Origin of the sequence: Deinococcus roseus (genome assembly GCF_014646895.1) — a bacterium.
GTDB classification, from domain to species: Bacteria; Deinococcota; Deinococci; order Deinococcales; family Deinococcaceae; genus Deinococcus_C; species Deinococcus_C roseus.
In genome coordinates this window covers 67,686-90,098 of the sequence record NZ_BMOD01000013.1, presented here as the reverse complement: position 1 = coordinate 90,098, position 22,413 = coordinate 67,686, and the positions used below count along the sequence as shown (strand labels likewise).

At 57.7% G+C, this 22,413-nt stretch carries 21 protein-coding genes; 15 read left to right on the top strand and 6 right to left on the bottom strand.

Annotation, left to right across the window (positions count from 1 at the left end):
* Positions 1-77 precede the first annotated feature (77 nt).
* The 6 genes from IEY52_RS16070 to IEY52_RS16045 all read left to right on the top strand — a co-directional run bounded on the left by IEY52_RS16070 (position 78) and on the right by IEY52_RS16045 (position 7,274).
* On the top strand, positions 78-1,328 hold the full coding sequence (locus IEY52_RS16070; RefSeq protein ID WP_189004144.1) for an ABC transporter substrate-binding protein: 1,251 nt from the start codon (positions 78-80) through the stop codon (positions 1,326-1,328).
* An 83-nt stretch (positions 1,329-1,411) separates the two neighbouring features.
* Positions 1,412-2,527: a carbohydrate ABC transporter permease gene (locus IEY52_RS16065; RefSeq protein ID WP_229684845.1), complete on the top strand. Its 1,116-nt coding sequence runs from the start codon at positions 1,412-1,414 to the stop codon at positions 2,525-2,527.
* Positions 2,524-3,438 (top strand): carbohydrate ABC transporter permease, encoded by a 915-nt coding sequence (locus IEY52_RS16060; RefSeq protein WP_189004142.1) that lies wholly within the window; start codon positions 2,524-2,526, stop codon positions 3,436-3,438. Before IEY52_RS16065 ends, IEY52_RS16060 begins: the two co-directional genes overlap by 4 nt.
* Before the next feature lie 2 nt (positions 3,439-3,440).
* Entirely contained in the window at positions 3,441-4,871 is a 1,431-nt protein-coding gene (locus tag IEY52_RS16055) for a glycoside hydrolase family 32 protein (protein WP_189004140.1), read from the top strand.
* Positions 4,872-4,993: 122 nt separating this feature from the next.
* On the top strand, positions 4,994-6,184 hold the full coding sequence (locus IEY52_RS16050; protein ID WP_189004138.1) for an ROK family transcriptional regulator: 1,191 nt from the start codon (positions 4,994-4,996) through the stop codon (positions 6,182-6,184).
* Between the two features lie 190 nt (positions 6,185-6,374).
* Positions 6,375-7,274, top strand: coding sequence for a LysR family transcriptional regulator (locus tag IEY52_RS16045; RefSeq protein ID WP_189004136.1), 900 nt, complete (start codon positions 6,375-6,377; stop codon positions 7,272-7,274).
* Positions 7,275-7,281: 7 nt separating this feature from the next.
* Here IEY52_RS16045 and IEY52_RS16040 read toward each other — a convergent pair whose 3' ends face one another.
* The gene (locus IEY52_RS16040; RefSeq protein ID WP_189004134.1) at positions 7,282-7,620 is read right to left on the bottom strand and encodes a hypothetical protein; all 339 of its coding nucleotides are present in this window, start codon (positions 7,618-7,620) and stop codon (positions 7,282-7,284) included.
* A gap of 337 nt (positions 7,621-7,957) precedes the next feature.
* On the opposite strand from IEY52_RS16040, the gene msrB reads away from it, so the two are divergent.
* Genes msrB through IEY52_RS16025 form a run of 3 tightly spaced genes read left to right on the top strand, consistent with a single transcriptional unit; the run spans position 7,958 to position 10,240 of the window.
* A complete protein-coding gene (gene msrB, locus IEY52_RS16035) occupies positions 7,958-8,371 on the top strand; it encodes a peptide-methionine (R)-S-oxide reductase MsrB (RefSeq protein WP_189004132.1) in 414 nt (137 codons plus the stop codon).
* 27 nt (positions 8,372-8,398) lie between these two features.
* Positions 8,399-9,397 (top strand): LacI family DNA-binding transcriptional regulator, encoded by a 999-nt coding sequence (locus IEY52_RS16030; protein WP_189004130.1) that lies wholly within the window; start codon positions 8,399-8,401, stop codon positions 9,395-9,397.
* 39 nt (positions 9,398-9,436) lie between these two features.
* Complete coding sequence (locus tag IEY52_RS16025) at positions 9,437-10,240, top strand: carbon-nitrogen hydrolase family protein (protein WP_189004128.1); 804 nt, start codon at positions 9,437-9,439, stop codon at positions 10,238-10,240.
* A 129-nt stretch (positions 10,241-10,369) separates the two neighbouring features.
* Here the strand turns inward: IEY52_RS16025 and IEY52_RS16020 are convergent, their stop codons facing one another.
* The gene (locus IEY52_RS16020; RefSeq protein WP_189004126.1) at positions 10,370-10,801 is read right to left on the bottom strand and encodes a MerR family transcriptional regulator; all 432 of its coding nucleotides are present in this window, start codon (positions 10,799-10,801) and stop codon (positions 10,370-10,372) included.
* A 193-nt stretch (positions 10,802-10,994) separates the two neighbouring features.
* Positions 10,995-11,423, bottom strand: coding sequence for an ester cyclase (locus IEY52_RS16015; protein ID WP_189004124.1), 429 nt, complete (start codon positions 11,421-11,423; stop codon positions 10,995-10,997).
* Between the two features lie 231 nt (positions 11,424-11,654).
* Here IEY52_RS16015 and IEY52_RS16010 point away from each other — a divergent pair, with 231 nt between their 5' ends.
* Positions 11,655-12,524: an SDR family oxidoreductase gene (locus IEY52_RS16010; RefSeq protein ID WP_189004122.1), complete on the top strand. Its 870-nt coding sequence runs from the start codon at positions 11,655-11,657 to the stop codon at positions 12,522-12,524.
* 18 nt (positions 12,525-12,542) lie between these two features.
* Here IEY52_RS16010 and IEY52_RS16005 read toward each other — a convergent pair whose 3' ends face one another.
* From IEY52_RS16005 to IEY52_RS15995, 3 genes are all read right to left on the bottom strand, one after another.
* Positions 12,543-13,538 carry a glycoside hydrolase family 76 protein gene (locus tag IEY52_RS16005; RefSeq protein ID WP_189004119.1) on the bottom strand — a complete coding sequence of 332 codons (996 nt, stop codon included), beginning with the start codon at positions 13,536-13,538 and terminating at the stop codon, positions 12,543-12,545.
* A gap of 3 nt (positions 13,539-13,541) precedes the next feature.
* Positions 13,542-15,059 carry a glycoside hydrolase family 76 protein gene (locus IEY52_RS16000; RefSeq protein WP_189004116.1) on the bottom strand — a complete coding sequence of 506 codons (1,518 nt, stop codon included), beginning with the start codon at positions 15,057-15,059 and terminating at the stop codon, positions 13,542-13,544.
* Between the two features lie 242 nt (positions 15,060-15,301).
* A complete protein-coding gene (locus tag IEY52_RS15995) occupies positions 15,302-16,372 on the bottom strand; it encodes a LacI family DNA-binding transcriptional regulator (protein WP_229684844.1) in 1,071 nt (356 codons plus the stop codon).
* Positions 16,373-16,810: 438 nt separating this feature from the next.
* On the opposite strand from IEY52_RS15995, the gene IEY52_RS15990 reads away from it, so the two are divergent.
* The 5 genes from IEY52_RS15990 to IEY52_RS15970 all read left to right on the top strand — a co-directional run bounded on the left by IEY52_RS15990 (position 16,811) and on the right by IEY52_RS15970 (position 22,401).
* Positions 16,811-17,755 carry a carbohydrate ABC transporter permease gene (locus tag IEY52_RS15990; protein WP_229684843.1) on the top strand — a complete coding sequence of 315 codons (945 nt, stop codon included), beginning with the start codon at positions 16,811-16,813 and terminating at the stop codon, positions 17,753-17,755.
* 18 nt (positions 17,756-17,773) lie between these two features.
* Positions 17,774-18,670 (top strand): carbohydrate ABC transporter permease, encoded by an 897-nt coding sequence (locus IEY52_RS15985; protein ID WP_229684842.1) that lies wholly within the window; start codon positions 17,774-17,776, stop codon positions 18,668-18,670.
* A gap of 107 nt (positions 18,671-18,777) precedes the next feature.
* Entirely contained in the window at positions 18,778-20,058 is a 1,281-nt protein-coding gene (locus IEY52_RS15980) for an ABC transporter substrate-binding protein (protein WP_189004111.1), read from the top strand.
* Positions 20,059-20,131: 73 nt separating this feature from the next.
* Positions 20,132-21,481, top strand: coding sequence for a glycoside hydrolase family 125 protein (locus IEY52_RS15975; RefSeq protein ID WP_189004109.1), 1,350 nt, complete (start codon positions 20,132-20,134; stop codon positions 21,479-21,481).
* On the top strand, positions 21,478-22,401 hold the full coding sequence (locus tag IEY52_RS15970; RefSeq protein WP_189004107.1) for an ROK family protein: 924 nt from the start codon (positions 21,478-21,480) through the stop codon (positions 22,399-22,401). The genes IEY52_RS15975 and IEY52_RS15970 overlap by 4 nt, the downstream gene beginning before the upstream one ends.
* Positions 22,402-22,413: the final 12 nt, after the last annotated feature.

Sequence of the window (22,413 nt, the reverse complement as noted above, 5' to 3'; positions counted from 1 at the left end):
TGAACCTGCGTTTTGCAGGTCTGGCTGGCCTGTCCCTTTCCCCAGAAACAATTTCGATCCATCCAAAGGAGCAAAAGATGAACAGAACGTTGCTGTCGGCCCTGCTTTTTCTCGGCTTTTCCGTGAGCGCTTACGCTGAACCTGTCACCATCAACATGTGGCGGCATGAAACCGGTGACGATGAGGTGAATGCCAACAAAGCCGCCATTGAGCGCTTCAACGCCTCTCAGAGCAAATACAAAGTGGTCTACGAGAGCCTCCCCAAAGGCTCCTACACCCAGGCGATCACTGCAGCAGCACTGGCCAACAACCTGCCCTGCATTTTCGACATGGACCAACCCACCGTGCCCAACTTTGCATGGTCGGGGTACATCCGGCCCCTGGATGCTTACCTGGATGCCAGGCTCAAAAAGACCATCAACGCAGGAGGCAAAGGAGAATTCAGAGGCAAACTCTACTCGGTGGGGCAATTCGATGTGGCCCTGGGCATTTTTGCCAGAAAATCCGCCCTCAGCAAAGCCGGAATACGCATTCCCAGTGCTGCAAAACCCTGGACCCTGGAAGAATTCAACGCTGCACTCTCCACCCTCAAAGCCTCTGGAGACTGGGAATATCCCATCGAAATCCACAACGGCTATGACGGCGAATGGTGGACCTACGCTTTCTCTCCCTGGTTGCAGTCTTTCGGCGGAGATTTGCTGAACCCCAAAGACCTCACCGAAGCAGAAGGCACCCTGAACGGCCCTGCTGCAGTGAAATTCGGGCAGTGGTTCCAGGGTCTTTTTGCAAAAGGCTACGCCAACAAGAAACCCGCAGACGATCAGGCGTTCCTGCTCGGACGGGTGCCGCTGGACTACACCGGAAGCTGGGCTTTCTCGGACTTCTCCAAAAAATGGGGGAGCGACCTTGTGGTGCTTCCTCCACCCAACTTCGGGAAGGGACCCAAAATTGGGGCGGCAAGCTGGCAGTGGGGCATTTCCACCAGTTGCAAAAATCCCGAAGGTGCAGCGGCCTACATCAACTTCATGATGTCTCCAAAAGAGGTGGCCACCATGAGCGACAAGACCAGCCTGATTCCCACCACCACCGGAGCTGCGCCCCTCACAAAGGACTACAACAGCAAAGGCAAGGCCCGCTTCTACTACGAATTCAGCAAGCGCTTTGCGGTCAGCCGCCCAGCCACCCCCGGTTATCCCTTTGTCACCAGCACCTTTGAAAAAGCCATGCGGGCCATTGTGCAGGGAGCCAACGTGCAGGACACCCTGGATGACGCCGTGGACCTGATCGAGCGCAACATCAAAGACAACAAGGGTTACGGCCTGAATTGAAGCCCGTGACAGCCCGATTTTGATGGGCAGATTTTGACAGCCAGAAGGGTGGGGCCTCCCCACCCCACCTTTCAGGAGGAGCCATGACCACCCCCACTTTTGAGAGCACAAATGTGCACCCCACAAAACCCAGAAAGAAAAATTCCTTTCCAGACTTCAAATCTGCCCTCTGGATGTCTGCGCCTGCACTGCTGGGCCTCTTTGTTTTCATCGTGCTGCCGTTTTTGCTGGCCATCCTGTTCAGTTTTTCCAACCAGCGCCTGATGTCTCCCAACCCCACCGAATTTGTGGGCTTCAGGAATTATGACCGCCTGCTCAGCGTGCGCATGCTGACCCTGCAACCCGAAAAAGACGAAGCCGGAAAAATCCTGCTGGACGAAACCGGACAGCCCACCTACCCCAGAATCCGCAGTGTGCTGCGCTCAGATGAAAATCTAAGGGAATTCAAGGAACTGTTCACGGTTTCCCTGTTCGGGCAGCGCACCGCTGTGGTTGCCAAGGACCCCATCTTCTGGATCGGTTTGCTGAACATCCTCAAATTCTCCCTGATGGTGGTGCCCTTGCAGTGCGGCATTGCCCTGCTGCTGGCCTTTCTGATCAACCAGAAACTGCCCGGCATGCAGGTGTTTCGCACCATCTTTTTCTCTCCGGTGGTGACCTCCATGGTGGTGATTGCCATCGTGTGGACTTTTCTGTACGACCGTCAGGTGGGCCTGATCAACCAGATGCTCTCTGCCCTCTCTTTCGGGCACATTGCACCCATTGACTGGCTGGGAGAGGAAAAAATTGCCCTGCTCTCCATCGTGATCATGTCTGCATGGCAGGGGATGGGGTTTCAGATGGTGGTTTTTCTGGCGGGCCTGCAAAGCATTCCCGAAGAACTTTATGAAGCTGCAGAACTCGATGGTGCAGGTGGCTGGCAGAAATTCCGGTTCATCACGCTGCCCGGCCTCAGAAACACCCTGAATTTTGTGCTGACCACCACCACCATCGGGGCCCTGGGTTTGTTCACCCAGGTGGATGTGATGACCCAGGGAGGCCCCAACAACAGCACCGTCACGGTGATGATGCACGCGGTGAGGTCCGGGTACCAGGAGCAGGACATTGCGTATGGCTCGACCATTTCGGTGGTGCTTTTTGTGCTGGTGCTGCTGATTGCCCTGGTGCAGCGCCGCCTGAGCATGGGAGGCCAGAGATGAGCCTCACCACCCAGACCACCCACACCCCCTCCAGAAAAGCAGGCAAAAGAACAGCAGCCCTGCTGACCTATCTGATCCTGATCTTCTTCAGTTTCCTGTTCATTTTTCCGGTGCTGTTCATGGTGGTGTCCAGTTTCAAGGACAACCCTGGCATCTTTTCCGATTTGCGTTCTTTAAAAGCCTTTCTGCCTGTGGGCAACGTCAGCCTGGACAATTTTGCCTACATTTTTGAGCGGGGAAACATCCTGCTGTACTTCAAGAACTCCCTGATCGTTTCCGGGGTGACGGTGGTGCTCTCCATTCTGGTCAACAGCATGGCTGCATTTGCGCTGGCAAGGCTGCGCTGGAAAGGCCGCACCCTGATTCTGGGTTTTGTGATTGCCCTGATGATCGTGCCCTTCGATGCCATTGCGATTCCCCTGCTGCTGCTGGTCAGCAAATTCCCGGTGCTTCACATTGGCGCAGACGGCATCAACTTCTCGGGCACCTGGCTGAACACCCAAACCGTGCAGATCGTGCCTTTTGTGGCCAGTGCCTTCAACATCTTTCTGTTCTACCAGTTCTTCCTGGACATCCCCCGTGAACTGGACGAGGCCGCCTCCATCGACGGAGCCACCCCCTGGCAGATTTACTGGAAGATCGTGATGCCCATTGCCCGTCCGGTGGTGGCCACCTGCGCGATTCTGGGCTTCCTGGCGATGTGGAACCAGTACCTCTGGCCGATCATGACCGTGCAGAGCACCGCAGCCAGACCCCTGCAACCGGGCATTCAGGAGTTCTTCGGACGCACCACCCAGTGGGGACAGGTGCTGGCCTACACCAGCCTGATCACCCTGCCGATGTTGCTGGTGTTTCTGATGTTCCAGAAGTGGTTCGTGAAAAGTGTGGCCACCAACGGCCTGAAAGGATGAGCATGACCCAGATGACCTTCGATGTGCAAGATGCGTTAAACATCCGCAAAAGTTTTCAGGGAGACCGTTTCCGGCCCCGCTACCACTTCATGCCCCCCCACAACTGGATGAACGATCCCAACGGGGTGTCCTGCATCGATGGGGAATACCACATTTTTTACCAGCACAACCCCACGGACCCCACCTGGGGCAACATGACCTGGGGACACGCCAGAAGCAGGGATTTGCTGCACTGGGAAGATTTGCCACACGCCATTGCACCCACCCCGGGCAGTTTCGATGAAGACGGGTGTTTCTCTGGCACCCTCTTCAGCGAAAAAGGCAAACACACCCTGTATTACACCGGCTACCACTTTGACCGCCAGACCCAGTGCACCGCCAGCAGCCTGGACCTGATCCACTGGGAGAAAAACAAACACAACCCCATCCTGCCCCATGCTCCTGAAGGGGTTGGACCGAACGACTTCCGGGACCCCTGGGTGTTCAGGCACCAGGGCATGGTGTACATGCTGGTGGGGGCCTCCATCGATTCGGAACTGGGATCAGCTTTGCTGTACGCCAGAGAACCCGACGAAAGCTGGCTGTACCTGGGCGAACTGTTCCGTGCCCCCCACCGCAAGTACGGTTCAATGTGGGAGTGCCCCAATTTCTTCCAGATCGGCGAGAAGTGGATCCTGATCGTGTCGGTGTGGCCCAAGCTGAAAGTGCATGTTTTTGTGGGCACCTTCCAGGAAGGCAGATTTCATCCAGAGTGGGACGATGATCTGGACAGGGATTCCAGCAGCTATGCCCACCTGACCTGTCAGGACCATCTGGGTCGTTACATCAACTGGGGCTGGATTGATGAACAGCGTGATCGGGACCTCATGCAGGCTGCTGGATGGGCCGGAGTGATGTCTTTGCCCCGCATGCTGGACCTGGACGACCAGGGCCACCTGACCCTCAGCCCGGTGCCTGAACTGCAAAAACTCAGGCAGCAGGAACGCAGCTTTTCGGGACTTGTGCGGGCAGGAGACAGCAACCCCCGGTCCCAATTTAAAGCCACCCACAGTGAAATCGAGGTGACCTTTGACCTGCAGGACCAGAAACCCGTTGGGATTTGCCTGCTGACCGCGCCAGATGGCAGCGAGGAAACCCGCCTGATGTATGACCCGCTGGCCCGCAAGCTCACCCTGGACCGCTCCAGGTGTTCCCTGAATCCCAAAACCTCCCGCCAGAACCAGTCTGTGCCGCTGTACCTGAGACCTGCTGAAAAACTGCAACTCAGGATCTTCATCGATGGGAGCGTGCTGGAAATCTACGCCAATGAAAGGGTGTGCCTGACCAGTCGCATTTACCCAACCCTGGAATCCAGCGTGTACAGCAAGATCTTCGCCCAGGGGGATGCCAGCTGGGAACTGAAGGTGTGGGACCTGGCCAGCATCTGGGAGTGAGGCTGTGGACTGCACGGGTCAGGATCGGTGTGTATCTGGAGATGGTTTTTCAGAAGCCTCTTTAAAAACCCTCTACAAGAAACACCCGCTTATGCATCTGGTCCATGCCATAAAATAAGCCCATGCTGTCAGGCACCAACATTGAACATGCCCGCCTTCACAACCGCCGGGTGGTGCTGGAAGCCATTCGTTTGCATCACCCGCTGTCCAGAGCAGACATTGCCAGAAAGACCGGACTGACCCTGCAGGCCGTTTCCAACATCGTGGCCGAGCTTGCAGACCAGGGCATCGTGGAAGTCCTGGGCAAGAAACATGGGGGCAGAGGACAGCCCTCGGTGCAGTTGCAACTCCGACCAGATGGTGCTTACTCCATTGGCCTGCATCTGGACCGCGACCACGTGATGGGATTGATCCTGGACCTCTCAGGACAGGTGCGGCACCGGGTGGTGCACGACATCAAATACCCGCACCCCCACAGCACGGTTCCCCTCTTGCTGGAGATGGTGCAGATGTTCAAAACCCTGCCTGGCGTGGATGCACAGCGCATCTGGGGAGTGGGAATGGCCCTGCCTGCCCCGGTGGAAAGCGAACGGGGCTTGCTGCTCTCTCCAGCAAATTTTCCTGGCTGGGATGGTTTTGCTTTCCGGGAAGAACTGCAGCAGCACTTTCAGCTTCCCCTGTTTCTGGAAAATGACGCCACCGCTGCCGCCATTGGGGAACGCTGGTATGGGGCCGGACGGGAACACCAGGATTTCTTTTACATCTACTTCGGGCTGGGCATTGGAGGGGGGATGCTGCTGGGCAACCAGCCTTACCATGGCGGCTGGGGCAACACCGGAGAAATCGGGCACATTCCTGTGGAAAAAGACGGCCTGCCCTGCAGTTGCGGAGGTCGGGGTTGTCTGGAACGCTATGCAGGGCTGGGTGCCCTTTACGGACAGCTGGAACAGGCTGGGTTGATGGTCCAGCACCCCCAGGACCTGCTGGCCCTTTACGAGCAGCAGCACCCGGTGGTTTTGAGCTGGCTGGAACAGGCTGGAGAGTACCTTGCCATGGGCATTGTGACCCTGGAAAACCTGATGAACCCCGAAGTGGTCTTCCTGGGGGGCAGGTTGCCCGATCCTCTGCTGGCAGAACTGATTTCCCGGATTCGCCAACACAGTGAGAGCAGACGCATGACGGGCATGGTGCGGCACTCTGCTTTGCGTCAGGCAGCCCTTTCTTTTGATGCGGCCTGCTATGGGGCAGCCAGTTTGCCTTTGTTCTCCGGGCTTTCACCGACCACCGGGGTGCTGTTCAAGACGAGGCAGTGAATCCTGTAAACCTGAGTCAATTGAACCAAAGGGGGTGGTGTGTTCTGCCCTCGGCCCCCGGCATTTTTCCACCTGCCCATCCCAGCAAAGCCCCTTTGAGCAGCAGGGGTGTATGCTCAGGCAAGAGGGACTCTAAACCTCTGAATCGGTCTCTTTCGCTCTAAATTTCCCTTGCTTCCCAGGATGACCCATGGCACCCCCCAGACCCACCCTTTCCCAGCTCCAGTGTTTCGTGGCGGTCAGTGATGCAGGCAGTTTCAATGAAGCTGCGGCCCGCACGGGCATGTCCCAGAGCAGCCTCAGTGAGGCCGTGCAGACGCTGGAAAAACACCTGAAATGCTCGCTTTTGCACCGCAGCCGCAGCGGGATCACCCTCACAGAGGCAGGGTCACGTGCCCTGGAACATGCCCGCATTGCTTTGCTGGCCGTGGAAGACCTCACCCGTGCTGTGGAAGACCCGCAAGAACTGACCGGCACGGTGCGGATTGTTTCCCTGCGCAGCGTGGCCTCCAAATTGCTGCCTCCGGTGCTGGTGCGCCTCAGGCACGACCATCCGCGCCTGAATGTGGTGGTGCTGGAATCTGAGAGCCACGCTTCTGCAGGAGAGGCCATGCTGATGCGCGGAGAAGCAGACATCGGCCTGCTGACCCATCCCCCCCAGGCCTCATTGCTGTCCTGGCCCATTTTTCACGATGAATGGCTGGCGATTTATGCCCGTACCCGCCAGCAGAAACCCCGCAGTTGGCAGGATTACCACGGGCAGAATTTCCTGATGAACGGGGGGGCTCCGCAAACCCTGGTGATGATCGAGGATTTCTTCGAGCAGCATGGGATCTCAGATGTGCGGATCCAGCAATTTCAGGACGACACGGTGCTGCTGGCCATGGCGGAACATGACCTGGGCATCACTTTGCTGCCGGGTCTGGCGATTCCCCACCTGCCCGACAACCTGGAAACCTCGCCTTTGCCAGCTCCCTTGCCCCGAACCATCTCGGTGCTGGTGTTGCCCAGACGTTCCAGCCTGCCCACCTTGCAGGTGGTGATTTCGGCTTTGCTGGAAGCGTATCCGCCCGAGCAGGTCCGGCGCTGATGGAGGGTCAGGCAGCGGTGTCTTGCAGCAGCACATGCACTTCCAGCAGCAGGCCGTAAGCCAGCAGCAGGTGCTCGGTGATGGGTTGCCCTTGCAGCATCTGGTTTGCCTGCGAGATGCGTTCTTTGACCAGTTGCAGTTTGAAATGCAGGTTCAGCACCGACCAGGGATCCCAGCGTTTGAAGCGCTGGGTTTTCTGACCCGGAATCAGGGGGTGCAGTTCACGTGCGGTGTTTTCCAGATGCCTGTGCAAATCATGCAGGTGCAGGGCAGGGTTGGTGTCGTGGGCTTCCAGCAGCACCACCGCCTGCTTCAGATGGTGTCTGATCCAGAAAAGCCTCAGCATGACGTTCTCCGCATGTCTGCTTCTGAAAGTACACCCTGAACCTGACTGCTGGCTGATCGGCTGTGTGTGCCAGGGGTCATTTCTGTCCTGCTGAGGGAAACCTGTGCAGAGGAGAACAGGGGTGGCCTTCGGGGGATGAAGCTGGCAACAGAAGGCAGCAAAGAGGGGACTGCATGCTTTCATTGTAGGGGTTCTTGAGCGGTCAGGAACTTGACCTTCAGATCTGCAAGGTCAGCCCTTGAGAGAAGCCTGATTTCTGGTGTGTGACCTGTGGATTTGACCACAGCAGAAGAGGTTTTTTTGAGGCACACTGCCAGAGAGCATCAGAAAGGAAACCATGAACCAGAACGATGACCTGCAAACCCTGCCCACCACCGAGGCCGAATGGCAGCAAAAGCTCACCCCCGAGCAATTCCGGGTGCTGCGTCAGGCTGGAACCGAAAGGGCGTTCACCGGAAAATACGTCAACACGGACATCAACGGAGTGTACCGCTGCGCGGCTTGCGGCAACGTGCTCTTTGAAAGTACCAGCAAATACCACTCGGGTTGCGGCTGGCCCAGCTTCACCGAGGCTGTGCGCCCGGAAGCTGTGGAACTGCTGGAAGACCGCTCCCATGGCATGGTCCGCACAGAAGTGCGTTGCGCCAGATGCCATTCCCACCTGGGCCACGTGTTTGAAGATGGTCCCAGAGACCGTGGCGGGCTGCGTTATTGCATGAACAGTGTGGCGCTGGATTTGCAGCCTGAATGAGGCTCCATCCCGTACCATGGAAACAACATGGCCAAGCTCACCATCAAAGATGTCGCCAGACATGCCGGAGTGCAACCCAGCACGGTGTCGCGGGCCATCAACAACCATCCAGACATCAACGCAGACACCAAAGCCCGCATTTTGCAAAGCATTCGGGACCTGGGGTACATTCCAGACCGGGCCGCCAAGAATTTCCGCACCCGCAAGATGCGCAGCATCAGTTTATTGCTGCCCATGACCGGGAGTGATTTTTACAACCGCCTGATCAACAGCATTGATGAGACCCTGGAAGACTACGATTACGATGCTGGCATTTTCCCCTTGCTTTCGGAACGCCGCCTGTCCAGGTATCAGGACCCCTCCGCCTTGCCTTACCACACCGATGGTCTGGTGTTCGCTTCCCTGAATCCCAGCCACCTTTATGAAAGCCTCTTCACCATTCAGGGGCTTCCTGCAGTGGTGCTGGACATCATCACCCCTGATTTTGACAACGTGACGGTCAACAATGAACTGGGTGGGCACCTCGCTGGAAAGCACCTGCAGGAACGCCCAGCCCAGACATTTGTGATCAATGTGGAAGAGCGCTTTCACACCCCATTTGCCAGCGGGGTTTTTGCAGAGCGCCTGAAGGGCTTTCGGGCAGCCCAGCAGGAAGCGGGACTGGACTTCCCGGACAGCCAGGTGTTCACCAGCGAATTCACCCTGGACAGTGCCCGTGACGCCGCCCGCAAGGTGCTGGACCTGCGGGAAGGCAACATCAATGTGTTCACCACCTGTGATTTTTTTGCGTATGGTCTGCTGGAAGAAGTGAAACTGGCGGGCCTCACCCTGGGAGAAGAGGTGCGGGTGGTGGGCTTTGATGACGAGAAACAGGCGCAAAGTCTGGGCCTCACCACCCTCCGGCAGCCTGTGGAGGAGATGGGGCGCATGGTGACCCGCCTGCTGATGGACCGCATTCAGGACCCTGAGCTTCCCATCCGCAGTGTGCAGTTCAAGCCTGAATTGCAGGTGCGCCGGACCACCTGACTGGCACAATGCTGCTGGGTTGGGTACGCTGGAAGCCACATGTCTGACCTTGCTTCCTCTTCCAGCCCTGAAATTCGGCGCATGGCCCTCTGCCATCTGGCCCCTGTTCCAGATGATCTGCAGCACAACCGGCGCACCATTGAACGTGCCCTTGAGCAGGCCGCCAACCTGGGAGCACACTGGATCGTCACCCCGGAACTCAGCAGCTGCGGTTACCAGTTTGCCCGCCACCTCGGCACCGACTGGATCACCGTGCAGCCCGATCCCTGGGTCAAAACCCTGATGCAGTTTGCTGCAGAACATCAGGTGCACCTGTTTCTGGGCCATGCAGAAGCAGATGTGCACACTGGCAAGCTGCACAATGCTGTGCTGGCCATTTCCGATCAGGGAGAACTGCTGGGCAGTGCCCGCAAGCACAACGTGCTGCCCGGATCGGAAGGCTGGTCCACCAGGAGCCAGCAAGCCGCCGTGTTCGAGGTGCAGGACATCAAAGTGGGGGTGCTGATCTGCGCCGATGCCTACACCTCGAAGGTGTCCCGGGAACTGCTGGCCCAGGGGGCACAGATGATCCTGGCTCCATCTGCTTGGGGTCCAGGTTTGCATGGTCCAGAAGGAGAATGGGAAAGCCGCTCACTGGACACCGGGATTCCTGTGGTGGTGTGCAACCGCACCGGAGCAGAAGGGAACCTGAGCTTTGAGGGATCCACTTCGGGCTTCATCCGGGCTGGAAAACGCGAGAAAGTCTTTGAGCCTGCAGGACCTGCTTTGATCCTGCTGGACTGGACAGTGCAGGACGGTCAGGTGGTTGTGCTTTCTGGACGGGAAGTGCCACTGGAAGTTTAGAAGCCGAGGGCCGAGGGCCGAGAGCGCAGGGCAAAAGCATGTTGCCTTGAAGGGTTTGATCACCTGCCAGCTCAAAGCCAGAGCTTCACAGGTTGCCCTCTGCCCTTGGCCCTGTGCTCTCGGCTTTTCTCAGTCCAGTTCCCGCCCCACCACCTCCTGCACATCCCCCTTTCTTAAAGCCCGTTCGATGTCGTCGTAGTGCTGCAATTTCAATTCAATGGCCGCAGAAGACTGCTGCAGTTTCTGAATTTGCTCCTGGATCTGCTGGTGATGCTCCTCCAGAATGGCTTTGCGTTGAGGGGCACTTTCTTCCCCTTGAAGGGCCAGTTGCACGTAACGCTGGATTTTTTCCAGGGGCATGCCAGTGCTGCGCAAATGGATCAGAAATTTCAGCCAGCGCATTTGCTGCTCGGAATACCTGCGGTGGTTGCTGGAACGGTCACGTTCAGGCATCACCAGCCCCAGTTTTTCGTAGTAGCGCAGGGTGTCTTCGGAGAGGCCAGAGGCTTCCACGGCTTCTCGCATGGTCAAAAAAATGGGGGTGAGGGCAGGGGAGGTCATGCTTTAAGTGTAGAACCTGGAGTGCGCTCCAGGTCCAGAGGTCAGGAAAGCATTTCAGTTGCTGGGTTTGACATCTGGGCAGGAGCACAGAACCAGGAACACTCGCACGCGCACACACCAGCAAAAGCCACACAAATGGAGCTGTGTGGCTGGTTGTTGCAACATCCGCTGTCTGTGCCTGTGCTTTGCGCCTTCAACGCGGTCCGAGGGGTCCCTCAACACCAATCTGCTTGAGCAGGGTCAGGGTGTCCCACATGGTCCACAGCTCTGCAATCTTGTCTCCCTCGAACCGTGCAAAGTTGGCCATGGAGATCGTGACTTCATTGCCAGTTGGGGCAATCCCCAGAAACGTTCCAGTGTGCCTGGCATGGTGAATGATGCGGTAGGCAGCATGGTCCCCTTCCACCACCAGATGGTCAATCCTCATCTTGTGCTCGCTGAAAGCCTCCTGGAAGGTCCGGGCCAGCTGTCCGTGGGCGTCATGGCCCACCACATCCCCAAAAGTCAGGGTGTGGGTGACCCGGTGCGGGTGGGAGGAATCCTGAAAAACATCTGGATTGTTTCCGTGCCACATCTCTTCGTTTTCCTGACGGATGACTTTGCGCATGTGCTGGTGGTCCATGGTGATCCTCCTTGAGACTGGGGTCAAAACGATGGAAGGGTGTTGGAGCCGGTTTTGAATCTGGATGGTACAGCGAGTCTAGCACGATTCAGAAGGGTTGCAGAAAAAAGCCCCCAAAAAAGGCATGTTTCCACCCCAGCCATCTGCCATGGGTGTGTGCTTGCACTGGCAGATTCACCTTGCTGGTTCAGGGCTTGACCTGGAGTTGACTCCAGGTTCTACCATGCATTTATGAAAACCGCACTGATCACAGGAACATCCACAGGCATCGGACAGGACACCGCCCTCACGCTGGCCCGCGCAGGACTGACAGTCATTGCCACCATGCGCGACCCCTCCAGAGGGCAGATCCTGCTGGACCATGCCCAGGCAGAGGGGCTTGCGCTGGAAGTGCAGCAACTGGATGTGCAAAACCCCCAGCAGATCACAGAAGTTGTAAATGGCATCCTGCAGCGTTATGGCCAGCTGGATGTGCTGATCAACAACGCCGGGGCAGGCTACCTGGGCACCACAGAAGAAACCCCAGTTGAAGACCTGATGAAAGTGCTTGACGTGAATTTCATTGGGGCTTACCGGCTCACCCAGGCGGTTTTGCCCCACATGCGGGAACGCGGTCAGGGCCACATCCTCAGTGTGAGCAGCATTGGGGGCCTGATCGGTCAACCTTTCAATGATGCGTACTGCGCAGCAAAATTTGCCCTGGAAGGCATGATGGAAAGCCTCGCTGCCGTGATGCAGTTTTATGGGGTGCGGGTCTCCCTGATCGAACCCGGCCCGGTCAACACCGCTTTTGTGGCCAATGTGGGAGGTCAACTGACCGGAGGTGCCCTGACCTCTCCCGAACAAACCAGCCCTTACCAGGCCCTGAGGGAAGCCTACCTGAATGGGTCCGCAGAGGTGTTCAGCAGCATGGGCCAGACCGGAGCAGACGTGGCAGAGGTGATTTTGCAGGCCATCAACGCAGAAAACCCCCACCTGCGGTACCAGACTTCTGGAACCATCCAGCACCTTGCTTCCCTGAAATACGTGGACCCAACAGGGGATTCGGTGCTGAAACTCAATTCCAGCCGTCTGGCAGCAGCAGGTTTGGAGATCAAATAAAGCCCAGATCGAACAAAATCAGCGCAATTTGTGCGCAGCTTCCAGCAGCATCAGACCGCTCAGGTGGGTGCTGAGGGTGTCGGGTTGATCCGGGTGCTCCCAGTCCGGTCCGTAAGGTCCAGACCCGGAGAAATGCCGGGTTTGCGCTGAGATCCAATCGCGGTAGGGGGCATCCGGGCAGTGCAGCGCCAGAAGGGTCAGGTACCGGATCAGGATGCCCTTGAAAAGCCCACCATCCTGGTTGCCTTCATCCGGGTAAAAGCCTGCACTGGTCTGCAGATCCAGGCTGGCCTCCGCAATGCGTTTTGCGTCCTGCAGGTAGGCAGAGTCTCCAGTGATCTGGTGCAGTTCCAGCGCTGCCCCGATGCCCGTTCCCTGGTTGTAGGTGAACAGCCAGCCCCGGTCAATGCTGCCATCCTGCTGCCGGTTCAGGCCGTCCCAGATGCACCCGGTCTGGGGGTCCATCAGGTTCTGGATGGTCCAGTGGTAGATCTTCCGGCTGAATTCCAGATCTGCAGGATTTCCTTTCAGGCGGTACAATCGGGCAGCCAGAATGGCTGCAGGAAAATTGGCAGGGGCATTTTTGTAATCCAGCTGGGTTTTCTTCCAGGCAATCCCTCCACCGCAGTGGTCGTTCCAGCCGTGCTGAATGTCGTGCCACAGGGCATCTACAGCCTGCAGGTGTTCTGCTTTCTGGGTGTATTTGTACAGCCTGAGCAGGGCCAGAGCAAGCCATTCCATATCGTCGTAATAATCATTGGTGATGGCCCCGGTGCGCCGCAGCATGCCTGCATGGAGTTTTTCGGCCTGCTGCAAATAAATGGGGTTCTGGCTGCGTTCAAACCCGTCAATGAGCGCATCAATGGTGTGCGCGAACCACCAGTAATGGTAGAGATCGGTGGTTTCTTGCGGGTTGCTGTGGTGGCGGTACAGCCCGGTGTTTTCATCCCAGAAACTTTGCAGGGTGCGCTGGGCAGCTTCGGCTTGCTGGGTCAAATTTGAGGTCCGGGTCATGTTTCATTTCACCTGCAGTGAGTCCAGATTGAGGTAATTGTCGCTGGCTTTGGAGCCGTCAAAAATCAGCGAGATGGTGTTGTCTCCGGCATTTAAAGGCACACTGAAACTGACGGTGCTCCACCTGTCCCAGCCTCTGGTTCCCGTGAACAGCAAATTGTTGGCCCGTCCCTGACCGTTCACGTACAGGTAACGCACGGCATCCCCTGCACCTGTGGCATAACGGAAAGTGAGGGTGTAACGCTTTGCAGCAGGCGCATTTACATGGAAATCCAGCCATTGCCCGTCATGGTTCCACCCTGCCACATACCCTGTGCCGGTGTATCCAGCAGAGGAGCTTTCGGTGGGAATGTTGTGCAGGGTGGCCTTTTCAGCTTCGTAGAGGGTGCCTGTGGTGGCAGGAGGGGTGGTGGCCTCACCGCCGTTGTTCAGCAGGGCAATGCCGCTGAGCAGCAAAGAAGCTGCAGACTGGGTGGCCTGATTCACCGTGCCCACTGGACCTTTCCAGATGAACCCCAGCCCGTTGTTGCTGTCTCTGGAAGTCGTCCACACCGAATTGGCATTGGTGTTCAGGAAGGTCAGGAAGCCCTGCTGGGGTGGGTTTTTGGGGTCTGCCTGCACCAGACGCACCAGCCCTTGCGCAAACATCCCCTTGAAGATCAGGTGGTCTGCCCCGGGGCAACTGCTGGTTTCACAGGCGGCTTCTTTGAGGATGTTTCCGGGGTACACCTGATTCTGGATGGTGCCCGTGGCAATTTTTTCTGCTGCAGAGAGGTACTGGCGGTCTCCGGCAAAGCGGTACAGTTCGACCAGCGCACCCAGAATCACCCCCTGGTTGTAAGTCCAGGTCAGGCCCTGGTCGTTCTGGCAGGACGCGTTCAGGCCATCGTTGATGCGGTTCTGGCTGTTGATCATCCCGCTGTTCTTGAACCAGTTCCAGGTTTTCATGGCCCAGTCGTAATAGCTGCCTGCTCCCGTTCCGTTGCCTGCCCTGCGGTGCAGTTTGGCCGCAGACAGCAAAAACAGTTCGTTGGTGATGGCATTCTTGTTCTGTCTGGCATTGGTCCAGTAGATGCCCCCTCCGCACACGCTGTCCCAGCCTGCTTTGTTCACATCGAAGAGGTTTTTTGCTTCCTGCAGGTACTTGGGGTCCCCGGTCACGTCATAGGCCCGCAGCCAGGTGTTGAGGTACCAGCCGTTGTCGTCGTAGTAATCCGAACGCCGACCCTGGTAACGCCAGAAGGATTTCTCGATCACGTTGAGGAACTTCAGGTCGCGGGTGCGCTCGTAGGTGTTGATGATGCTGTCCAGACCCACCGCAGGCTGCCAGGATTCCCCGCTGGGCGCAATCCACACCCCGGTGAGGGGATCAAAGTAGGACAACAGGGCATTGGTAGAGGCAAGGTCCCGGTCTTCAGCCACGCCCTGGGGCAGGGATTCCGGGCCTGGAGTGCTGGTCTGGGCACAGGCACTGAGCAGGGAAGTGAGCAGCAGAACGGAAAAACCCAGTCGGTGTTTCATGAAAATCTCCAATCAGAAAGTCAGTTCAAAAGAACTGCGAGAAGGGCCAGCAGACAGCCTGCACACAGAAGCCACACAGACAGCACAGGACTGTCTTTCCAGGAAGAAAAGACAACAGAAATCCAGAAATTTGAGGGAATGAAACCAGTTAAGGCCATCCTGAAAGGAAATCAGGACACAGGTCGGTCTGGCTGGTTCTTATGACAGCGATGTCAGAACAGTACTGCAAAAATGCAGGGGCGTCAATACCCCGAAGGCAACCCCACCCGTCCAGGCCCCCGGACCACCACTTCCACCTCGATGATGCGGGTCTGGGGTGGGCTGGTGTCACCGTCCAGGCGGGCAAAAAGCATTTCTGCGGCCACCCTTCCCATCTGGATGGTGTCGTAGCGCACCACCGTGACCTCGAAGGGGAGCATGTCTGCGAGTTCAAAATCGTCGAAGCCTGCGAGGTCCAGCCATTTTCCGCTGCTGGTGAGGCCTTTCAGGACCCCGATGCTCAGGCGGTTGTTGGTGGCAAAAATCGCTGTGGGAGGGTTGGGAAGCTTCAAGAGGTTCAGGGTGGCCTGTTCTGCCTGCTGGGGGTCATGGCACCCCACCACCACCAGCGAACGGTCATAAGTGATGTTTGCAGCGGCCAGGGCCTGACGGTAGCCGTTCATGCGCTCCAGTCCGGTGTGCACGTAAGGGTGGCCGTCCACAAAGGCGATTCTGCTGTGGCCTCTGGCAATCAGGTGTTCCACGGCTTGATAAGCGCCTCCCCGGTTGTCCAGCAGCACCATGTCGGCCTGGATGCCTTCCGGGGGGCGGTCCATGAAAACCACCGGTTCGCTGATGCGCTGGGCATTCAGGTAGGTGTGGTCTCCGGCGGCAGGCACCACCAGCAGACCGTCCACGCTGCGTTGCAGCAGGGTGTTGACCAATTCTTTTTCCCTGAGGGCGTCTTCTTCACTGCTGCCTGCGATGACCAGACATCCGCGCCCTCTCGCCACTTCTTCGATGCCGCGGGCCAGGCTGGAATAAAAGGGGTTGCTGATGTCTTCGGTGACCAGGCCCAGGGTGGAGGTGGTCTGTCCGGGGCGCAGGCTGCGGGCAATTTCGTTGCGCCGGAAGCCCATTTCCTGGATGGCGGCCTGCACCCTTGCTGCAGTGGCGCTTTCCACATTGGGTTCGTTGTTGACCACCCGTGAGACGGTCTTCAGGCTGACCCCGGCCACATTTGCCACGTCCTGCATGGTGGGTTTGCGGGGAATGGAGGGGGCTGGTGTGGGCTCAGGGGCAGGGGTGGGGATGGAGACGCGCTTTCGGGTCACGGTGGGAAGGCTCCTTCTGGAAGTCTTACGTTGTCATGATGCTAAGCTTTTGGCGGGCTGCTGTCAAGGGAAATGCCTTGCAGGAGCGCAAGAACGGTGTGTCAGACTGTGCAGATCGGCCGCACGCAGAGAATCCTTTCGATGGATGAGGGAGCAGGGCGAACTGCAGAGAAGAAACCTCAAAAAACATTTCTGGGACACCTGACTTGCTTTTCTTCTGTCAAAACGGAGCTTTTGCTCTGAACCGGATCCAACTTTGTGGGATCCCTTGACAAACCTTTGAAAACAGACTTATAGTGACGACAACGCTGTCATGAACAAGCCATTGCTGTACCCTGCCGGGTGCAAGCCCTGAACCTGCCTTCAAAAGCCAGAGCACGGGCATCCCCTGCAGTCCTGCCGCTTTGCCCTGATTTGCCCCTGAAAGGAGCCTTTGCCGTGACCAAAAAAGCCCGGCCCTCTGACCTCGATGGTCCCACCCTGGCCCCCCTCACCGCCCGAAAATCCCCCAGTCAGGACAGCTGGCTCGGGTATTTGTTCATCCTGCCGGGCATTCTGGGCTTCCTGCTTTTTGTGGCCTATCCACTCGTCACCTCCGGGTATTACGCCCTCACCGAGTGGAACGGGGCCACCGAGCCGCGCTTCATTGGCTTCGAGAACTTCCGTTATCTGTTTCAGGACGACCCTTCCTTCTGGCCTTCTTTGAAAGCCACGGGGCTTTTCATGGTGCTGAGCGTGCCCTCTGGGCTTTTGATTGGACTTTTGCTGGCCGTGCTGGTCAACCGCAACTTGCCAGGCATTCGCATGATTCGCACGGTGCTCTATCTGCCCGTGGTCTTGCCTGCTGTGGCCAGCCTGACCCTCTGGAAGTTCATCTACAACCCCGATTTCGGTCTGGCCAACCAGATGCTGGGTTTCCTGCACCTGCCCACCCGGTTGTGGCTGGGAGATGTGAACCTCGCCCTGCCTTCGCTGGTCCTGATTGGGTTGTGGGGTGCGGGTGGAAGCATGGTGATTTTCCTGGCCGGATTGCAAGCCGTTCCAAAAGAGCTGTATGAAGCTGCCACGCTGGACGGTGCAAATCCCACCACCACCCTGCTGAAAATCACCATGCCCATGATGAGCCCCATCCTCTTCATGCAACTGATCACCGGAATGATCTCCGCGCTGCAGGCCTTCTCCCAGGCGCAAATCCTCACGCGGGGTGGTCCCAACCTCAGCACCAACTTCCTGATGTACGACATTTACGTCAATGCCTTCGAAAACCAGCAGTTCGGTCTGGCGACGGCCCAGTGCTGGGTGCTGCTGCTCCTGATTGTGGCCCTCACCGTGCTGGTGTTCCGTTTTTCCAGCACCTTCGTGTTCGCAGAGAACGAGAACTGATTTCAGGAGAGGATGCCCATGTCCCAGTTGACCCCCACCCGTCCTGGCCAGAAATCCAGCCAGAGAAGCCGCACCTGGACCCCCGCCCATGTTTTCAGCGTTGTGCTGCTGCTCCTTGTTTGCCTGACCATGCTGTTCCCGCTGTTCTGGATGATCACCACGGCTTTAAAGAGCAACAGTGCCATCTACCAGATTCCCCCCAGACTCTGGCCCGAAGAATTCCACTGGGAGAACTTCATCAACGGGTTCAAAGCCATCAACTTTGGCAAATTGTTCCTGAATTCCAGCATTCTGGCGGTTTTGAATGTGGTGGGCAGCGTGTTCTCCTCGATGGTGATTGCCTATGGTCTGTCCCGCATCCGCTTTCCGGGCCGCAAGGTGTGGTTTTACATCTTCATTGGCAGCATGATGCTTCCTGCGATTGTCACCACCGTGCCCCTGTTCAAACTGTTTCTGTCCATTGGCTGGTACCAGACCTGGTGGCCGCTGATTGTCCCTGCCTTTCTGGGCAATCCCTTCTTCATTTTTCTGGCTTACCAGTACTACTTTTCCATCCCCCTTTCCATTGATGAGGCTGCAAGAATGGACGGTGCAAACCACTGGATCATCTTCACCCGCATCATGGTGCCCCTGACCCGTCCGGTGTGGATTGCCATGTGTGTGTATGCCTTCCAGGGCTCCTGGAACGATTACCTCAACCCCCTGATCTACCTGCCCTTCTCGCCCGAGAAATGGCCCCTGTCCGTGGGCATGGCGTCTTTTGCTGGTGGGTTTGCCGGGGTGGCCGCCACCCGCTGGAATGAGTTCATGGCGACCAATTTGCTGTACATGCTGCCTTCTCTGGTGGTGTTCTTCGTGGCCCAGAACCACTTCATGGCCGGGATGGGTGCACTCAGTTCCCGTTCCAGCAAGTAAGCGCTGACAAAACTTTCCATCCCCTGATGTTCCTGCTGAATCTGCAGGATGGGACCCTTACGGCCCAATTCACCCCCTCACATGCCCCTCTTTAAAGGAGAGAAACCATGAAAACCCCCCGCACCCTGCAAGCCCTTTCTGCCCTCACCCTTGTTTTGCTGACCACCAGCGCATTTGCCCAGAGCAAAACAAAGGTCACCATCATGACCTGGGAAGGCAACAGCACCAATCAGAGCATCATGAATGCCCTGTCAGACTTTGAAAAACAGAACCCAGACATTGATGTGGAACTGGTCAATGTGCCCGCAGGGGGCTACGACCAGGCCCGCAACGGTCTGATCCAGGCCAAAAAACTCCCGGATCTGTTCTGGGTCGGGAACGATCAGGTGCTGGATTACGCCCGTCAGGGGATCCTCTTCGACTGGAGCAAATACGCTGCCAAAGAGAAAGCCCTGATGGCCCGTTTTGCCCCTGGCTCCATTGACAATTACAAGCTGGACGGCAAACTTTATGGCCTTCCCAGCCTGATGAACACCTACGGTTACTTCTACAATGCAGACCTCTTCAAACAGGCCGGAGTGCCGCTGCCAAAAGCCAACTGGACCTACAGGGAGTTCTTCGATGCCGCCCGCAAACTGACCGTCAAGGACGGCAACCGCACCGTGCGTTACGGGGTGTACGGACCGTTGAACGGCATTGAAACCCTCAGCCAGTATTCCCTTTCTGCAGGAGGGGTGGCCCTGGCAGACCGCATCCTGAACACCAGCAAAGTCACCATCACCCCGCAGATGGTGGAAGGGGCAAAAATGTGGTCTGCCGCCATCAAAGACGGCATCGTGACGCCCCGCACCTACCCATCAGATGGCATGACCGAGGTGTTCCTGTCTGGCAAGATTCCCATGCTGGGCGCAGGACAGTGGCTGGCATCCGGTTTCCTGGACAGCAAACCCAATTTCAAATGGGGCTTTGCGCCCATGCCCATCGTGAAGAACAAGGTGCACATTCTGGACGCAGTGGGCATCGCCAGTCCCAGTTACATCAAGAACCCCGATGCCGTCTGGAAGGTGCTCAAGTACCTGGACACCAAAGCCTGGGAAAAAGTGCTTGTTGATGCGCCTGTGGCCCCTGCCGCCTACGTTCCGGCCTCCAAGCCCTACTACGACAAACTCAAAGCTGCTGGGGTGTCCTCCCTGGCCAGTTCGGTGGATGCGATGGTCCGTGCCCAGAGCAAGGTCGGGGTGCGCTTCCTGGCTCCGGCATGGTCCGGCAAGGCCAACGACGTGATCGGGGCCGTCTACAACGACATCATCTCTGGCAATGTGGACATCCAGAACGGTCTGGACAAAATGGCCGCAGACATCAACACCCTCATTCAGAAGAGCCACTGACCCTTGCAGGGGGCTGGCCACCTGACAGCCAGCCCCCTCCATTTTCACTGCCCTGCAAAGCGAGGAACCCACCATGTCCCACCACCCAGTCCTGCAAGCCGTGATCCGTGAGGTGACCGGACAGCTCACCTCCCACCCCCAGGTGGCCGAAGCTTTCCAGAACTGCTACCCCAACACCTTCGACACCACCATCCAGAGCTGTGCAGATGGCAGCACCTTTGTGATCACCGGAGACATTCCCGCCATGTGGCTCAGGGATTCTGCCGCCCAGGTCAGCCCGTATTTGCCCCTGGTGCAGGACCATCCCCAGATCCGCGAGATCATCCGGGGCCTGATCGTTCGGCAGGCGCAATGCTTGCTGCTGGACCCCTACGCCAATGCCTTCAACCAGAACCCCAGTGGCCCCGGTCACAAACAGGACCGTCCTGAACCCAGCCCATGGGTGTGGGAACGCAAATTCGAGCTGGATTCCCTGTGCTACCCCATCCGGCTGGCCCACCAGTACTGGACCCTCACCGGAGACCGTTCTGTGCTGCTGGGCGATTTCCGCCAGATGCTGGATGTGGTTTTGCACACCATGCGCACCGAGCAGCACCACGAAGAGGAGTCCCCTTACCGTTTCGAGCGCCCCGATCCCTTGCTCCCCTCAGACACGCTGGAAAGGGAAGGCCTGGGAAGCCCCACCGCCTACACGGGCATGGTCTGGTCGGGGTTCCGTCCCAGCGACGATGCCTGCACCCACCATTACCTGATTCCGGCCAACATGTTTGCCTGGGTGTCTCTGGGGCAGGTGGTGCAGTGGGCAGAGGAGGTCTACCAGGACGAAAATCTGGCCTTTGAGGCCCGCAGCCTGATGCATGACATTCAGCAAGGCATCCGTGAGTACGGCACCTTCCAGCACCCTGAATTTGGCAAAATCTACGCTTACGAGGCAGATGGTCTGGGAAACCAGCTTTTCATGGACGATGCCAACGTGCCCAGTTTGCTGTCCCTGCCCTACCTGGGATACTGCCCTGCGGACGATCCCATCTACCTGAACACCCGCCGTTTCATCCTCAGCAAGCACAACCCGTTTTATTTTCAGGGGCGTTTCTTGCAGGGGATTGGCAGCCCCCACACCCCCGGAGGTCTGGTCTGGCCCATTGCACTAAGCATGCAGGGTCTGACCTCACTGGACCGCCAGGAACGCCTGGCTTTGATCCGGCAACTGGTCAGCACCACTGCAGGCACCGGATTCATGCATGAGGGTGTGCACCCCGAAGACCCCCACCATTTCACCCGCCCCTGGTTTGCCTGGGCCAACAGCCTGTTCGCAGATTTCGTGCTGAAATCCCTGCAGCTTGGAGACTGGGACGAGGTGCCTACAGACCTGTATGCCCAGAGCGCCCTGCAAACAGCGGGCAGCAGAAAGGACCACCTGTGACAAACTTCTTCTGTCAGCCCACCCTCAGCCTGGATGTGGGCGGAAGCCACGTGACCGCCAGTGTGGTGCAGGCACCCCATGGCTCTGTGCTGCTCACCCCTCCGGTGCGGTTTGAGTTGCACGAAGACCACGCTGCAGATCGGCTGCTGGACGCCTGGGCGCAGGTGGCAGTGCAAGCCTGGCAACACTGCAATTTGCAGGTGCAGGGCATCGGGGTGGGCATGCCGGGGCCTTTTGATTACCAGACTTCAGAAGCCCGCTTTACGGGAAAATTTCGTTCCCTGAACGGTGTGCAAGTGACGGAGGAATTGCGTCAACGCTGGGCAGGCACTCCCCTGGCAGATTTACCGCTGCATTACCTCAACGATGCTGCAGCCTTCACGCTTGGGGAAGCAGTTGCGGGTTTTGCAAAGCGAGATGGTCGGGTGCTGGGCATCACACTGGGCACCGGACTGGGCAGCGGTTTTGTGATCGACCGCCATGTGCTGGCGGGTGGAATGGGCATTGCCCGCGAAGGCCAGATTGGCTGGGAACCCTACCTGGACGCCACCGCAGAAGATTACGTGTCCACGGGCAGGCTCAAGGCCGATTACTGGCGCTGGGGCGGAGAGCGCATCAGCCCTGCTGAAATCGCCCGCCGCGCCGAACAGGGAGACGATGCTGCCCAGCAGGTCTTCCGTCAATTCGGCACCCACCTGGGCAGCATTGTCTCCGAATGGGTGCAGCGTTTCTCGCCGGATGCTGTGGTGTTCGGAGGGGGGATCTCACGGGCCTGGGGCTGCTTTTCTCCTCAATTGACCCGTCAGGTGCCTTCAAAAGTCAAACTGTATGCCAGCCACCTGATGGAAAACGCTGCTCTGATCGGAGCTGCAGCCCACACCCAGAGTCAGCTGGATTTCTTGCTGCTGAACAGGCTGTGAGCTGGCCCGTTG

What these genes read in the sequence shown, in the direction of transcription:
- IEY52_RS16070 (WP_189004144.1), top strand. Translation starts at nt 78, where the DNA reads ATGAACAGAACGTTGCTGTCGGCCCTGCTTTTTCTCGGCTTTTCCGTG.
- IEY52_RS16065 (WP_229684845.1), top strand. Translation starts at nt 1,412, where the DNA reads ATGACCACCCCCACTTTTGAGAGCACAAATGTGCACCCCACAAAACCC.
- IEY52_RS16060 (WP_189004142.1), top strand. Translation starts at nt 2,524, where the DNA reads ATGAGCCTCACCACCCAGACCACCCACACCCCCTCCAGAAAAGCAGGC.
- IEY52_RS16055 (WP_189004140.1), top strand. Translation starts at nt 3,441, where the DNA reads ATGACCCAGATGACCTTCGATGTGCAAGATGCGTTAAACATCCGCAAA.
- IEY52_RS16050 (WP_189004138.1), top strand. Translation starts at nt 4,994, where the DNA reads ATGCTGTCAGGCACCAACATTGAACATGCCCGCCTTCACAACCGCCGG.
- IEY52_RS16045 (WP_189004136.1), top strand. Translation starts at nt 6,375, where the DNA reads ATGGCACCCCCCAGACCCACCCTTTCCCAGCTCCAGTGTTTCGTGGCG.
- IEY52_RS16040 (WP_189004134.1), bottom strand. Translation starts at nt 7,620, where the DNA reads ATGCTGAGGCTTTTCTGGATCAGACACCATCTGAAGCAGGCGGTGGTG.
- msrB (WP_189004132.1), top strand. Translation starts at nt 7,958, where the DNA reads ATGAACCAGAACGATGACCTGCAAACCCTGCCCACCACCGAGGCCGAA.
- IEY52_RS16030 (WP_189004130.1), top strand. Translation starts at nt 8,399, where the DNA reads ATGGCCAAGCTCACCATCAAAGATGTCGCCAGACATGCCGGAGTGCAA.
- IEY52_RS16025 (WP_189004128.1), top strand. Translation starts at nt 9,437, where the DNA reads ATGTCTGACCTTGCTTCCTCTTCCAGCCCTGAAATTCGGCGCATGGCC.
- IEY52_RS16020 (WP_189004126.1), bottom strand. Translation starts at nt 10,801, where the DNA reads ATGACCTCCCCTGCCCTCACCCCCATTTTTTTGACCATGCGAGAAGCC.
- IEY52_RS16015 (WP_189004124.1), bottom strand. Translation starts at nt 11,423, where the DNA reads ATGGACCACCAGCACATGCGCAAAGTCATCCGTCAGGAAAACGAAGAG.
- IEY52_RS16010 (WP_189004122.1), top strand. Translation starts at nt 11,655, where the DNA reads ATGAAAACCGCACTGATCACAGGAACATCCACAGGCATCGGACAGGAC.
- IEY52_RS16005 (WP_189004119.1), bottom strand. Translation starts at nt 13,538, where the DNA reads ATGACCCGGACCTCAAATTTGACCCAGCAAGCCGAAGCTGCCCAGCGC.
- IEY52_RS16000 (WP_189004116.1), bottom strand. Translation starts at nt 15,059, where the DNA reads ATGAAACACCGACTGGGTTTTTCCGTTCTGCTGCTCACTTCCCTGCTC.
- IEY52_RS15985 (WP_229684842.1), top strand. Translation starts at nt 17,774, where the DNA reads ATGTCCCAGTTGACCCCCACCCGTCCTGGCCAGAAATCCAGCCAGAGA.
- IEY52_RS15980 (WP_189004111.1), top strand. Translation starts at nt 18,778, where the DNA reads ATGAAAACCCCCCGCACCCTGCAAGCCCTTTCTGCCCTCACCCTTGTT.
- IEY52_RS15975 (WP_189004109.1), top strand. Translation starts at nt 20,132, where the DNA reads ATGTCCCACCACCCAGTCCTGCAAGCCGTGATCCGTGAGGTGACCGGA.